Genomic DNA, 13,413 nt, shown 5'->3' with positions numbered 1-13,413 from the left:
CGGGTTCAATGGATCGAACCGTTCGTCGGTCCGAAGGCGTGCTGAAGTGACGTCTCGCCTCGCAGGGACCCGACGTCGGGGCAGGCGGGTCAGAGGTCCAGCCTGACCGGGTGCCCCAGGCGAGCGGCCTCGATCAGGGCGCTGATCACCTTCGTGTTCTCGAGGCCTTCCTCGCCGGTGGCCAGGACGGGCCTGTCGTCGATCACGGCCTCGATGAAGTGGACGACGGCGTCGAGCACGAACCCCGTCAGATGCGGGCCGAAGGGAGGGACCAGCATGTCGGGAAAGGTGCCTTTGCGGCTCGTGTAGAGCTCCATCGTCCTGTTGTGGGAGCCATCGATGTTGATGGCTCCCTCGCTGCCGAGGAGCTCGATCTTGAGGTCCTTGACCGTGTTGTAGGTCGTCGGAAGAATCCAGGCGTGCTCGAAGACGACGACTGTCCCCTTCGAATACTCCACGGTCGCGACATGGAAGTCGGGAGCATCGATGCCGAGGTCGCGCAGGACGCCTTCGCGCGAGACCACATAGGCCTTGACCGGCTTGTCGTTCAGGATCCAGCCGACGATGTCGACCATGTGACTTCCCAGGAACCACAGCGCCGAGGAATTGCTGGCCCACTTCAGCATGTCCCGTGGGACGGCCACGGTGTTGCTCAGCCGTGCATAGACATAGGAGGGCCTGCCGATGTCTCCCCGCGCGACGGCATCCCTCGCGGCGACCATCGGAGGATTGGCGCGGTTGTGGAAGTCGACCATGAGCTTGATGCCGGCGCGCCGTGCAGCATCGATCATGGCTTCCGCGTCTTCGACGGTCGTCGCCAGCGGCTTCTCGACGAGGATGTGCTTGCCGGCGGCCGCCGCGGCGAGCGTGACGGCCCTGTGGGCATGATCGGGCGTGGCAATCGACACGGCGACCACCTCCGGGTCCGCGAGGACCTCCTCGAGGCGCGTCGTGAAGCGAGCCGCTCCGTAGGTGTCGGCGATCGAGCGGGCACGGGCCTCGTCGAGGTCGCAGACATACTTGAAGTCGACCAGGGGGTGGCGGCTGTAGGCCTGGGCGTGCCGCTCTCCGAAAAGGCCCGCGCCAATCAATGCAAAACCGGTCTTCATGCTGACCTCTCTGGAGGAGATTTGGACGGTCGTGCTCATCCGCGACGGCTTCGGGCGGGGCGGGCCCGAGGAGCGCGTAGGCTCAGACCGGTATCTTATACTGGTATCATCTGAAAAAGACCGGGAGGCGCCCCGCTCTTCGTCCCAGCGCCAAACGGCGCCAGCAGAATCGGCGCCCCTGAGGGAGGGGCCCAACCGCGTCCCATTTTATCCTCCCCTGTCTTTTCAGGGCTCGGGATGCACTACGACACGACAAGAAGCAAGGGTTGTCCCAGTTCGCTCGTCATGTGTATGCTTGTTCAGCGACATCGGTCGAGCCGTGACGCCTGACGCTGGCACCCCGCCTGCGAAAGGTATACCAGTAAAGATACATGTACCATACCAACCGTCAATAGGCCGCATGAACAAGACCAGTATCCTGGTGGACTCACTGCTGGAGCGGATCGAAAGCGGGCGCTATCCGGCGGGACAGGCGGTGCCGTCCGAGCGGCAGTTCGTCGAGGAGTTCGGGCTGTCGCGAACCACCGTCCGTCGCGCCATCGACGATCTGGTCCAAAGAGGACGGCTGGAGCGCCATCCGGGGCGGGGGACATTCGTCGCCGACGCGGCCGGCGGCCCCAAGCTGTCGAGCGGAATGCAGCGGCAGTCCGTGGCGGTCATCATCCCGACTTTCGCCAATCCCTATTACGGCGAGATGATCGACGGGATCGAGAAGGAGGCGCGCCTGTCCGAGCTTCGCCTGGCCGTCGGGCAGTCCGATTACTCCGCCGACAGCGAAAGTCTCCAGTTGATCCAGTCGGCATCGGATCCGGCGGTGTGCGGAGCGCTCGTCGTGCCGGGGTCCGTGGATCGGGCGTCGCAGGGCGTCCTGCAGTTTCTGCGGTCGGGCAAGCCTTTGGTGTATATCGGGCGCTGGCCGAACGGCGTGGCATGCGACGGCGTCTGCATCGACTATCGCGTGGCGGCCCGCCAGGCCGTCGCCCACCTGACCGAGCTCGGACACGAACGGATCGCCTATGTCGAGGGTCTTCCCCGTCTCCCGGGCTTTTCGCCCTATGACGGATACAGCGACGTCATGCGCGACCGTCGCCTGTCGATCGACCCGCGGCTCGTGCGGCGCTACGATGTACCGTCCGAATTGGCCGGGCGATCGGCCGTCGAGGACCTCGTGCGCGAGCGCGTTCGGTTCACCGCCGTCTTTGCCCGCAACGACGTGACGGCCATGGGCGTTCTGCAGGGCTTGCGCCTGGCGGGGCTCCGCGTTCCGCTCGACGTGTCGGTCGTCTCGATTGCCAACAATCTGTGGTCGCGATCCCTGGATCCGCCCCTGACGAGCGTCGACTCTCATCCCTCGTCGGTCGGCCAGGTCGCGATGCGCCTCCTGACCGACCGCCTTCATGGCCGCTACGGCGGGCCTCCGGTTCGCGCCATGCTTGAGCCCGACCTGATCGTCAGGTCGTCGACCCACGCTGCCGTGGACAACGTCGACGGGACGACGTCGCGCTAGCCTTCCCGAGGCGCCGCTCCAGCGCACCGCGACCGGCCGGATGCGGGCGGTGCCGCACGCCCGCCGGCACAACGAAGAGATGGCTGGTGACGCAGGCTGCACGCGAATTGTCGAGCCGATTGCACTGATATAGCTTTGGCGTGTAGCGGGGTGTTCCAACTCCGCGCAGGGAGGATCTTCATGAAAAAGTACAAGGCGTTGGGTCTGGTTGCAGGCGTCGGCATCGCACTCGGTCTCGGCATGGTCGTATCTGCGCCCGCGCATGCGCAGGCCACGCTCGATGCCGTCAAGAAGCGCGGCAAGGTGCTGTGTGGCGTGTCGCCCGTGGCGGCCGGGTTCTCCTACGCCGACAACAAGGGCGTCCGGCGCGGCTTTGACCAGGACGTCTGCCGGGCCGTGTCGGCCGCCGTGTTCGGGGATCCGGACAAGGTCGAGTCGATCCCGCTCAGCACCAACGTGCGTTTCCAGGGCCTGCAGTCGGGTGAGGTCGACCTGCTCTCGCGCCAGACCACCTGGACCTTCACGCGCGACAACTCGCTCGGCCTCGATTTCGGACCGATCGTCTTCTACGACGGCCAGGGCATCATGGTGCCGGCGAAGCTGAACGTGAAGAGCGCCGGTGAACTCGGCAGCGCCGTCGTGTGCGTGCTGCCCGGCACGACCACGCAGCAGAACCTCGAGGACTACTTCCGGCCCCGCAACATCAAGTACGAAGCGGTGGTGTTCGAGAACTCGGACGAGTGGCGCAACGCCTACTTCACCGGCCGCTGCGACGCGATCACGACGGACCGCTCCGACCTCGCGTCGGTGCGCGCGGTGGCGCCCGATCCCAAGGCCCACGTGATCCTGCCCGAGACGATCTCGAAGGAGCCGCTGGCCCCCGTGGTGCGCCAGAACGACGCCAACTGGCGCGACATCGTGAGCTGGTCCTTCTACGCCATGGTGGCGGCCGAGGAGCTGAAGATCACGCAGGCGAACGTCGACACCTTCCTGACCAGCAAGGATCCGGAAGTCCAGCGCCTGCTGGGCGTCAACGGCGACTTCGGCAAGATGCTCGGCCTCGACAACAAGTGGGCCTACAACGTCATCAAGGGTGTCGGCAATTACGCCGAGATCTTCAACAAGAACGTCGGACCCGACACGCCCATCGGCCTGACCCGCGGCCCGAACAAGCTGTGGACCGAAGGCGGCCTGCTCTACTCGCCGCCGTTCCGCTGAGCGGCCCGGCCGATCGTCCCTGATCGGACCTGACCGAACCTGCGGGCAGGCGGCGCGAAGGCCGTCTGCCCGTTCATCCCCCCTTGTCCCGTCCAGCCGAACGAGCACGCCGCGATGACGCGCCTGTTCTACGATCTGCGCGTGCGCGCAGTCCTCTACCAGGTGCTGGCGGTCCTCGGCGTCGTGTCGCTGGGCTGGTATCTCGCCTCGAACGTCTCGCAGAAGCTCGCGGACCAGAACATCGCGACGGGCTTCGCCTTCCTCGGCCGCGAGGCCGGGTTCGTCATCAGCACCAGCCTGATCGACTACAAGCCCACGGACAGCTTTGCGCGGGCGCTGCTGACGGGGGTTCTCAACACCATCTTCGTCTCGACGCTCGCGGTCGTCTTCGCGACGATCATCGGCCTGCTCGTCGGCGTCGCCCGCCTGTCGGCCAATCCGCTGCTCCGGGCGCTGGCCTTCGTCTACGTCGAGGCGCTGCGCAACGTGCCGCTGCTGCTCTACCTGTTCCTCTGGTACGGGCTCATCGTGACCACGCTGCCGCCGGTGCGCGAGGCGATCGAGCTGGCGCCGCACGTCTTCATCTCCAACAGCGGCGTGACCATCCCGGCGATGAACTGGACACCGGCGCACACCAAGGTGCTCCTGGCCCTCGTCGCCGGCGCCGTGCTGTCCCTCGCGGTGCGCCGGCGCATGGTGGCGACGCGCGTTGCCACCGGCGTGGAGCGCCGCGTGTGGCCGTGGGTGCTGCTGGCGCTGCTCGGGCCGGCGCTCGTCGCCCTCCTGGTGTTCCAGCCGGAGATCACCATCGACTATCCCGAGAAGGGCCGGTTCCGGCTCACGGGCGGCGCCCACCTGAAGCCGGAGTTCACGGCCCTCCTGATGGGCCTGACGCTGTCGGCCTCGGCCGGCATCGCCGAGACGGTCCGCTCCGGAATCCTGTCGGTGAACAGGGGCCAGTGGGACGCGTCGCGATCGCTCGGGCTCGACCGCCGCCTCGCCCTGCGCCTCGTCGTGCTTCCCCAGGCGCTGCGGGTCATCATCCCGCCGCTCACCAGCGCCTATCTGAGCCTGTTCAAGAACTCGTCCCTGGCGACGGCCATCGGCTATCCCGACCTGGTCCTCGTGACCAACACGACGATGAACCAGACCGGCCAGGCCATCGAGGGCATCGCCATCATGATGCTGGTCTATCTCGGCATATCGCTGATCATCTCCCTGTTCATGAACTGGTACAACGCCCGCGTGGCGCTGAAGGAGCGTTGAGCCATGCCGTCGACGGACACGGCGGCCATCGCGCCGCCTCCCAAGCCCGGATACTGGCAGCGCCTGGGCAAGCCGTTGTTCGGCACGCCGGTCAACGCCATCATCTCGCTCGCCTGTCTCTGGCTGTTCTGGCTCGCGGCCAAGGGCGCCTGGGGCTGGATGGTGACGCGGGCCGTCGTCGAGGGCACGTCGGCGGATTGCCGGGCCGGGAGCGGGGCCTGCCTGCCCTTCCTGGCCGCCAAGGCCCGCTTCATGATCTTCGGGGTCTATCCCTACGAGGAGCACTGGCGCCCGGCACTGGCGATGGCGCTGTTCTTCGTCGCCGTCGGCATCTCGATGGCGCCCCGTTTCTGGGGGCGCTGGCTCCTCGCGCTCTGGGCCTTCGTCGTCGTGGCCGGCATGGTGCTGATCGCGGGCGGCGTCTTCGGCCTCAGGCCGGTTGCCACCACGCTCTGGAGCGGCCTGCCGCTGTCCTTCATCCTGACCGCGGTCGGTCTGGCGCTGGGCTTCCCGCTCGGTGTCGTCCTCGCCCTCGCGCGGGCGTCGAAGCTGCCCGCCATCCGCGTCATCGCGATCTTCTTCATCGAGGTCATTCGCGGCGTGCCGCTGATCTCGATCCTGTTCATGGCCTCGGTGATGCTGCCGCTCTTCATGCCGACCGGCATGACCGTGGACAAGCTGCTGCGGGCCCAGATCGCGATCATCATCTTCGCGGCGGCGTACATCGCGGAAGCCGTGCGTGGCGGCCTGCAGGCGATCCCGCGCGGCCAGTACGAGGCCGCCGGTTCGCTGGGCCTGCACTACTGGCAGGCCATGCGGCTCATCGTGCTGCCGCCGGCGCTCCGGATCGTCATCCCGCCGCTGGTGAACATCTCGATCGGCTTCTTCCAGGACACGACCCTGGTGACGATCATCGGCCTGCTGGACTTCCTGTCCACGATCCGCACCGCGATGCTCGATCCGCAATGGGTCGGCGCGGCCGTGCTGGAGGCCTATCTGTTCGCCGCCACCGTCTACCTCGTGTTCTCGTACGGCATGGGCGCCTACAGCCGCTACCTGGAGCGCAGGCTCCGCACGGGGCACGACTGACGCGCGGGATGGACCTTCACCCCGCCCGAGCGGAGCGGAACTCGCGGACGAAGTCCATCGCCTGGTAGGTCCAGTAGGTCATCTGCGCGGCCGCGACCCCGAACGGGCCGCCGGCCCAGTTCACCCCGAACGGCGCATAGAGCCTGTAGCGGTCGCTCGTGCCCAAAATCCCCTCGGCGACGACCCGCCCGCCGATGGCGGTCGTGTTCAGCCCGTGGCCGCCGAAGCCGAAGCAGTGCCAGACGTTCGGCTTCGCCTGCCCGATCATCGGCATGAGGTGGCGGGCATAGGACATCAGCCCGGACCAGGCCGCGTCGATGCCGATGCCGGCGAGCTCCGGATAGGTCGAGACCATCGTCGCGCGGAGCTGCTCGGCGAGCCGCGCCGGTTCGCTTGTGCGCGTCGTGATACGCCCTCCCCACAGCAGCCGCCGGCCCCCGTCGACGAGGCGGTAGTAGTCGCCGGCGCGACGGTTGTCGCTGATGGCGTAGGGCACGCCGATCACCTCGGCGATCCGCTGCGGGGCGACTTCGGTGACGAGCACGTAGGTCGCGATGGGCAGCATCGCGCCGCGCAGCTGGGGCGTCACCGAGCCCGTGTAGCCGCCCGTGGCGAAGACGACGTCCCGCGCCCGGACCTCGCCGCCTGGCGTGCGCAGGACCTTGGTCGCACCGTCGAGGTCGCAGGCGACGACCGGCGCGCCCTCGAAGATCCGTCCGCCCAGCGCCTCGATGCCTGCCGCGAGATCGACCGCGTAGTTCAGCGGGTGGAAATGGAAGGCCTGAGGGTCGAACAGAGCCTCGTAGTACTTCTTCGACCGCAGCATGCCGCGGACCTGCGCGCGGTCGCGGAACTCGAGCGCATAGCCGAAGTCGCGCGCCATCATCTCCTGGCGCACCAGCAGGGCAGGGGCGTCCGAATAGCGCAGGACGCTCAGCTTGCCGTAGGTCGCGACGTTGTCGGTCGGCCCGAGCGCCGCGAGGTTCTCCTCGACGATGCGCACGCCCTCGATCGAGAGGCGGTAGAGCTCATGGGCGGCGTCGCGTCCCGCCATGAGGGCGATGTGCGAGAGGCTCGTGGCATAGCCCGGCCCGACGAAGCCGCCGTTGCGGCCCGATGCGCCCCAGCCGATGCGCTCGGCCTCGATCACCGCGACGCTGCGTCCCGCGCGGGCGATCTCGATGGCGGCGGTGAGGCCGGCCAGCCCGCCGCCTACGATCGCCACGTCCACCGCGACGCTGCCGTGCAAGGCGGCGCGCGGGGCGGTGGGCCGGCGGGTGCGGGAGTAGAAGGAATCGACGTATGCGCTCATGCCCTCACCATAGTCGAACAACACCGGCCGTTGCACGCGCCCGGGGCGAGCTCCATGCCAGGCGCATGGCGCTCCACCCGGGAAGGTCTGGCGAAGCCGCGGCACCCCGTTAAACTCCCCCTCCCGATCCGTCGACCAGAGAGTTGCAGATGAGCGAAGCCGCCGCCGTTACCGTTTTCCGCCGTTGTGATTGGCTGGTGGCCTGGGACGAGGCTGCAGGCTCCCACGTCTACCTGCGCGGAGCCGACTTCGCCTTCTCCGGCCAGGACATCGTGCATGTCGGCAGGGACTACCGCGGGCCGGTCGCGCGAGAGATCGACGCCAGCGATCTCATGATCATCCCCGGCTTCGTCGACATCCACAGCCATCCGGGCCACGAGCCCGGCTGGAAGGGGATGCTGGAGGAACTGGGGTCGCCCAAGCTCGGGCAAAGCTCGCTCTACGAGTTCATGCCGGTGTTCCAGGTGGGCACGCAGTACACCAGGCCCTGCCTGCGCGTGGCCGTCTCGGAACTGCTGAAGAGCGGCGTGACGACCATCTGCGACCTGGGTCGCCCGCGCGCGACATGGGCCGACGAATACGCCGAGACCGGCATCCGGGCCGTGCTGTGGGGCATGTTCCGGTCCGGCCCGTGGAAGACCACCAACGGCCATTCCGTGGAGTACGCGCTCGATTTCGCGGCCGGCGACAAGGCGCTGAAGGACGCCGTCGCGATCGCCGACGAGGCCTCGCGCCATCCCTCGGGCCGCATCACCGGGTTCTTCGGCCCGGCGCAGATCGACACCTGCTCCGAGGGGCAGATCCGCGACGCCCTGGCCGCCGCGCGGGAGCGCAACCAGCCGATTCAGATCCACGCCGCCCAGAGCATCGTCGAGTTCCAGGAGATCGTGCGTCGCTACGGCGCGACCCCGATTGAGTGGCTCGACCGGATCGGGGCGCTCGGGCCGGACACGATCATCGGCCACTGCATCTTCCTCAACGATCATCCCTGGATCCACTACCCGCACGCCAGCGACTTCGACAGGCTGCGCGAGTCGGGCGCCATGGTCGCCCATTGCCCCGTCGTGTTCGCGCGGCGCGGCATCGCCCTCAACACGCTGTCGCGCTACGTGAAGGCCGGCATCCGCTGCGGCATCGGGACCGACAGCTTCCCCCACAACATGCTCGATGAGATGCGCATGGCCTGCTACGCCGGTCGCATCGTGGCCGGCAGCTTCACGGCCTCGACCACCCACGACGTGTTCATGGCGGCCACGGCCGTCGGCGCCGACATGATCCGGCGGCCGGATCTCGGCCGGCTGGCGGCCGGCTGCAAGGCTGACTTTTCCGTGGTCGACATGCGCAACCCCTACATGCAGCCCGACTACGAGCCGCTGCGCAGCCTCGTCTACTCCGCCAACGACCGGGCCATCCGGGACGTCTACGTCGACGGGCGCCAGGTGGTGAAGAACGGCGACGTGGTCGACTTTGACATCGAGGAGGACATCGAGCTGCTGCGGCAGGCCCAAAGCGAGGCCATCGCCGCCGCGCCCGGCCATGACTGGGCCGGACGCAGGCTCGACCAGCTCAGCCCGCGCGTGTTCCCGATCAGGGATTGAGGCGCAGGGAGAGGGGCGCCAGCGCCGCGAGGGGGCGGAGCTGGGGATCGGCCTGCTCCGCGACGCGGCAGGCCCGCTTCTGGGCATCCTGCAACTGGCGAACGGCGCCCTCGACGTCCAGCGTCGTCACGCGCCGGTCGCGGACCACCGGCCGGCCGTCGACGAACACGTCGCGCACGGCACGCTCGGCGGCGCAATGGACGAGGTTGCGCAGGGGATCGTGCACGGGCTGCATGGTCGGCTCGTCCAGATCGACCAGAACCAGATCGGCCTTGGCTCCCACGGCGATGCGTCCGATATCGTTCCGGCCGAGCGCCTTCGCGCCCCCCGTGGTGGCGACGTCGAACAGCGTGCCGGTGTCGAGGTCGAACACCGATCCCGCGGTGACGCGCGAGCAGATGAGGGCCTCGCGCATCTCCTCCAGCATGTTGAACGGGTAGCTGTCGGTGCCCAGACCGACGTTGACGCCCGCGCGCCGGTAGCCGCCCAGCGTCTGCAGCGTCATGCCGGACCGTGCGAAGGTGACCGGGCAATGCGCCACGGTGGTGCCCGACCGCGCCAGTCGCGCGAGGTCGTCACGCGTGCGCTGGCGCGTCCAGCCGTGGTGGTCGAGGAAGATGCAGTGGCCGATGATGAGGTCGGGGCCGAGCAGGCCCAGCCGCTCCATCATCTGCGGCGCCGTCTCCCCGGTTCGGCGCAGCAGCTCCTCGTGCTCCGCCATGGTCTGCGCGCCGTGGATGGTGATGCGGGCGCCCCTGGCGCGGGCGGCATCGGCGGCCTCCTGCAGCAGCGCCTCGGAACAGGTCTCGATTTGCGAGGGCGCGACCACGCCCCCGATTCGGCCGGAGGGATGGGCTCTCGCCTCGTCGACGAAGCGCAGGGCCTCCTGGTAGCGCTCGCGCCCGCGCGCCGCGTTCCAGTCGTAGTCCAGCCGGTGGCTGCCCTCCATCCGCCAGGCCGCCTCGCGGAAGCCCGGCGCGAGCCAGGTCCGCATGCCGCTCTGGACGGCCAGCGAGAGCCAGTGGGGGTGCACGCCGGCGATGTCGAGGCAACTGGTGACGCCGGAGCGCATCAGGTCGGCCAGCATCACGGTCTGGCAGGCATCCTTGGCGTCGGCATCGGAGTCGATCAGCGCGGAGAACTCGTAGAGCGCATTGCCCCACAGCGCCGCCGTGCCGACATCCTCGAACAGGCCCTTGGCGATGGGCTCGTCGCCGGAATGGCAGTGGACGTTGACCAGGCCCGGCATCGCCAGGAGGCGCCGACCGTCGATGACCGTGTCCGCCTGTCCGGTGAAGCCTGGCCCGACATGGCAGATCGTGTTCCCCGCGAACGCGATGTCGATCGCCTGCCGGTAGCCATGGGACACCTCCCCGTCGGCACGGGTGACGGCCCAGGCGCAGTTGCGGACGACGGTGACGGGTGTGGCCATGCGCATGCTCGCGGTTGAAAGGCGCGAGACTGTCGGCGAACCCATCCGCTCAAGTCAATCGCAACGCTGCGCTTGCCTCGCGGGCGGCCCCGTCCGAAAACGTCGTGCCGGACCAGGGCCGGCGAAGACGAACGAAACGGGAGGAAGCCATGGCGGTTCAAGCCGATGTCGTGTTGCGCAACGGGCCCATCTGGTGCGGGCGCGGCGACGGCGTCGTGGAGGCCCTCGCGATCTTCGGGGACAAGGTGCTGGCGGCGGGGCGCGACGCAGAGATCGCACCGCTGATCGGGCCCCGGACGCGCGTCGTGGATCTCGCCGGGCGGCTCGCGACGCCGGGGCTCAACGATTCGCACCTGCACCTCATCTCGCTCGGCATGACCATGCAGTGGGTCGACTCGAAGCCCGAGGCCGCGCCGACCCTGGATGCCCTCCTGGGGGCCATCTCGGCCCGCGCCGCCACGGCGCAGCCGGGCGAGTGGATCCTCTCGCGCGGCTACGACCAGACCAAGCTCGACACGGGCCGCCACCCCCGCCGCGATGAGCTCGACCGCGCCGCTCCCGACCATCCGGTGATGCTGGTGCGGACCTGCGGCCATATCGCGATCTGCAACTCCGCGGCGCTGCGGCAGGCCGGCATCGACGAGACCTCGCCGACGCCGCAGGGCGGTCTCATCGAGAAGGAGAACGGGCGCCTGACCGGGTTGCTTGCCGAGAACGCCATGGGACCCGTGCAGGCCGCGATTCCCGCCCCGACGCAGGAGGACCTGATCGCCGGCATCGAGGCGGGCGGCCGCTACCTGCTCTCCCTCGGCATCACCAGCTGCATGGATGCCGCGGTCGGGCAGAAGGGCGGCTTCGGCGAGATCGCAGCCTACCATCGTGCCAAGCGCGACGGCCGCCTGCCGGTGCGCACCTGGCTGACGCTCTTGGGCGACGACGGGCGCTCCATCGTCCCGCAATGCCACGAGGCCGGACTGATCACCGGCGCGGGCGACGACATGCTGATGATCGGCGCCGTGAAGCTCTTCCTCGACGGGTCGGCTGGCGGGCGCACCGCCTGGATGACCTCACCCTATCTCGGGGACGACCGGACGACGGGCGTGTGGATGTGGGACGATGCGGAGCTCAACCGCATGGTGCTCGACGCCCATGTGAAGGGCTATCAGCTCGCCTGCCACGCCATCGGCGATGCCGCGATCGAGCAGTTGATCCGCGCCTACGAGCTGGCCCTCGCCGCCCATCCGGATCCCGACCGGCGCCACCGCATCGAGCACTGCGGCTTTTCGACCCCGGCGCAGCACGAACGCATGGTCAAGGCCGGCATCTATCCCTGCCCGCAGCAGGTCTTCATCCATGATTTCGGTGACGCCTACGTGAAGGTGCTGGGGCCCGAGCGGGCGCTGCCGAGCTACCCCTTGCGCACCTGGTTCGATCTCGGTCTGAAGCCCGCGACGGGCAGCGACGCCCCGGTGTGCGACCCCAACCCGTTCCCCAACTTCCACGCCATGCTCACGCGCCAGACCTGGAAGGGAACGGTGATGGACGAGCGCCAGCGCGTCTCCATCGAGGAGGCCCTGCAGGCCTACACGGAGCACGGCGCCTTCGCCCAGAGGCGGGAGAGCGTGAAGGGCCGCCTCGCCCCGGGCTTCCTCGCCGACGTCGCCGTGTTCTCGCGCAACCTGCTCACGGCCGACCCCGCCGACATCCTCCGCGACACCCGCTGCGACCTGACGATCCTCGGCGGGCAGGTGGTGTACGAGAGGGCGTGAGGGCGTCGCCGGCGGGTGTGCCCGGTCGCGGAATGCCAGGCGGGGGGCATGAAGCAGGGTCGACGGACAGTCTCATGCGTCCGTGGGCCCGATCGTGAGAGCCTGAAGCGTCGCTCTCAGAAGGGGCGTCGAAAAGTCCACGAAGGACCGGATTTTCGGCGCCACGAGCCGAGACTGCGCGTGCACGAGATGGACGGGCACCGGGGGAGGCGTCACCTCGTCGAGGACCGTGACGAGACGCCCCGCGCGGACCGCCTCGGCGACCATGTAGGACAGCGCGATGGTGATTCCGTCGCCGGCCTCGCAGGCCTTGATCGCGGCAACCGCGTCGTTGATCTCGAAGCGCGGCGCGAGGGTGACACTGTTCGTGCCCCGGGCATCGGTGTAGCGCCATTCGCGGTTGGGCAGGAGCGGCGTGAAGGCAATGAACGCGTGCTGCTTCAAGTCGGCCGGGACTTGGGGCCGGCCGCGCCGGGCGAGATAGTCCGGGCTCGCGACGAGCACGCGCCGGATTTCGCCGATGCGGCGCGCCATCAGGCCGGAATCCGGCATCGGCGCGATCCGGACCGCCACGTCGAACCCTTCCTCGACGAGGTTCACGACACGGTCCAGGAGGACGACGGAGGCGCTGACGCGCGGATGGGCATTGAAATAGGCCGAGACGACGGGCGCGAGCGCCGACCGGCCGAAGGTGACGGACGCGGTGATGGTCAGGTGCCCGTGCGGGATCGCGGTCTCCCCGACCGCCGCCTTCTCGGCCTCCTCCACGTCGGCGAGGAGGCGGCGGGCGCTCTCCAGGAAGCGGGCGCCCGCTTCCGTCAGGCTGAGGCTGCGGGTCGTTCGGTTGAACAGCCGGCCCCCGAGCCGATCCTCCAGGGACGCGATCGCGCGGGTGACCGCCGGCGGCGAGATCCTCATGCGGGCTCCTGCGCCGGCAAAACTGCCTGCGTCGGCCACGGTCACGAAGACTTCCATTTCCTGCAGGCGATCCATCCGATCATTCCTAGATGCAAAACAATGGGCTGAACAGCCTTCTCATTGTTGCTTTGGGTGAGGGGGCCTGTCCTGGTGCTGTCTCTTATACACATCTGACGCTGCCGACGACTCCTTACG

At 68.5% G+C, this 13,413-nt stretch carries 10 protein-coding genes; 6 read left to right on the top strand and 4 right to left on the bottom strand.

What is annotated here, in order from left to right:
- Positions 1-89: 89 nt before the first annotated feature.
- Entirely contained in the window at positions 90-1,109 is a 1,020-nt protein-coding gene (locus Q0Q47_RS21515; RefSeq protein ID WP_293864606.1) for a Gfo/Idh/MocA family oxidoreductase, read from the bottom strand.
- A 400-nt stretch (positions 1,110-1,509) separates the two neighbouring features.
- Between Q0Q47_RS21515 and Q0Q47_RS21510 the strand changes: the two genes are divergently transcribed.
- The 4 genes from Q0Q47_RS21510 (at position 1,510) to Q0Q47_RS21495 (ending at position 6,189) form a co-directional block, all read left to right on the top strand.
- Complete coding sequence (locus Q0Q47_RS21510) at positions 1,510-2,616, top strand: GntR family transcriptional regulator (RefSeq protein WP_293864603.1); 1,107 nt, start codon at positions 1,510-1,512, stop codon at positions 2,614-2,616.
- A gap of 180 nt (positions 2,617-2,796) precedes the next feature.
- Positions 2,797-3,834, top strand: a complete 1,038-nt coding sequence (locus Q0Q47_RS21505) for an amino acid ABC transporter substrate-binding protein (RefSeq protein ID WP_293864600.1) — start codon at positions 2,797-2,799, stop codon at positions 3,832-3,834.
- 114 nt (positions 3,835-3,948) lie between these two features.
- Entirely contained in the window at positions 3,949-5,100 is a 1,152-nt protein-coding gene (locus Q0Q47_RS21500) for an ABC transporter permease subunit (RefSeq protein WP_293864597.1), read from the top strand.
- Between the two features lie 3 nt (positions 5,101-5,103).
- On the top strand, positions 5,104-6,189 hold the full coding sequence (locus Q0Q47_RS21495; protein WP_293864594.1) for an amino acid ABC transporter permease: 1,086 nt from the start codon (positions 5,104-5,106) through the stop codon (positions 6,187-6,189).
- 16 nt (positions 6,190-6,205) lie between these two features.
- On the opposite strand, the gene Q0Q47_RS21490 is transcribed toward Q0Q47_RS21495, so the two are convergent.
- Positions 6,206-7,501 (bottom strand): FAD-binding oxidoreductase, encoded by a 1,296-nt coding sequence (locus Q0Q47_RS21490; RefSeq protein ID WP_293864591.1) that lies wholly within the window; start codon positions 7,499-7,501, stop codon positions 6,206-6,208.
- 149 nt (positions 7,502-7,650) lie between these two features.
- Here Q0Q47_RS21490 and Q0Q47_RS21485 point away from each other — a divergent pair, with 149 nt between their 5' ends.
- Entirely contained in the window at positions 7,651-9,099 is a 1,449-nt protein-coding gene (locus Q0Q47_RS21485) for an amidohydrolase family protein (RefSeq protein ID WP_293864588.1), read from the top strand.
- On the opposite strand, the gene Q0Q47_RS21480 is transcribed toward Q0Q47_RS21485, so the two are convergent.
- Positions 9,089-10,531, bottom strand: coding sequence for an amidohydrolase family protein (locus tag Q0Q47_RS21480; protein ID WP_293864585.1), 1,443 nt, complete (start codon positions 10,529-10,531; stop codon positions 9,089-9,091). The genes Q0Q47_RS21485 and Q0Q47_RS21480 overlap by 11 nt on opposite strands.
- A gap of 149 nt (positions 10,532-10,680) precedes the next feature.
- Here Q0Q47_RS21480 and Q0Q47_RS21475 point away from each other — a divergent pair, with 149 nt between their 5' ends.
- Positions 10,681-12,300 (top strand): amidohydrolase, encoded by a 1,620-nt coding sequence (locus Q0Q47_RS21475; protein ID WP_293864582.1) that lies wholly within the window; start codon positions 10,681-10,683, stop codon positions 12,298-12,300.
- Between the two features lie 72 nt (positions 12,301-12,372).
- On the opposite strand, the gene Q0Q47_RS21470 is transcribed toward Q0Q47_RS21475, so the two are convergent.
- The gene (locus Q0Q47_RS21470; RefSeq protein WP_293864579.1) at positions 12,373-13,293 is read right to left on the bottom strand and encodes a LysR family transcriptional regulator; all 921 of its coding nucleotides are present in this window, start codon (positions 13,291-13,293) and stop codon (positions 12,373-12,375) included.
- Positions 13,294-13,413 lie beyond the last annotated feature (120 nt).

The organism is uncultured Alsobacter sp. (assembly GCF_945952055.1).
In the GTDB taxonomy this organism is placed as follows: Bacteria; Pseudomonadota; Alphaproteobacteria; order Rhizobiales; family Beijerinckiaceae; genus Alsobacter.
The sequence above is the reverse complement of the archived record's forward strand: the minus strand, read 5'-3'. Positions and strand labels throughout refer to the sequence as shown.

Excerpts from the sequence above, each read along its gene's own strand:
- Q0Q47_RS21515 (WP_293864606.1), bottom strand. The coding sequence starts at position 1,109 with ATGAAGACCGGTTTTGCATTGATTGGCGCGGGCCTTTTCGGAGAGCGG.
- Q0Q47_RS21510 (WP_293864603.1), top strand. The coding sequence starts at position 1,510 with ATGAACAAGACCAGTATCCTGGTGGACTCACTGCTGGAGCGGATCGAA.
- Q0Q47_RS21505 (WP_293864600.1), top strand. The coding sequence starts at position 2,797 with ATGAAAAAGTACAAGGCGTTGGGTCTGGTTGCAGGCGTCGGCATCGCA.
- Q0Q47_RS21500 (WP_293864597.1), top strand. The coding sequence starts at position 3,949 with ATGACGCGCCTGTTCTACGATCTGCGCGTGCGCGCAGTCCTCTACCAG.
- Q0Q47_RS21495 (WP_293864594.1), top strand. The coding sequence starts at position 5,104 with ATGCCGTCGACGGACACGGCGGCCATCGCGCCGCCTCCCAAGCCCGGA.
- Q0Q47_RS21490 (WP_293864591.1), bottom strand. The coding sequence starts at position 7,501 with ATGAGCGCATACGTCGATTCCTTCTACTCCCGCACCCGCCGGCCCACC.
- Q0Q47_RS21485 (WP_293864588.1), top strand. The coding sequence starts at position 7,651 with ATGAGCGAAGCCGCCGCCGTTACCGTTTTCCGCCGTTGTGATTGGCTG.
- Q0Q47_RS21480 (WP_293864585.1), bottom strand. The coding sequence starts at position 10,531 with ATGGCCACACCCGTCACCGTCGTCCGCAACTGCGCCTGGGCCGTCACC.
- Q0Q47_RS21475 (WP_293864582.1), top strand. The coding sequence starts at position 10,681 with ATGGCGGTTCAAGCCGATGTCGTGTTGCGCAACGGGCCCATCTGGTGC.
- Q0Q47_RS21470 (WP_293864579.1), bottom strand. The coding sequence starts at position 13,293 with ATGGATCGCCTGCAGGAAATGGAAGTCTTCGTGACCGTGGCCGACGCA.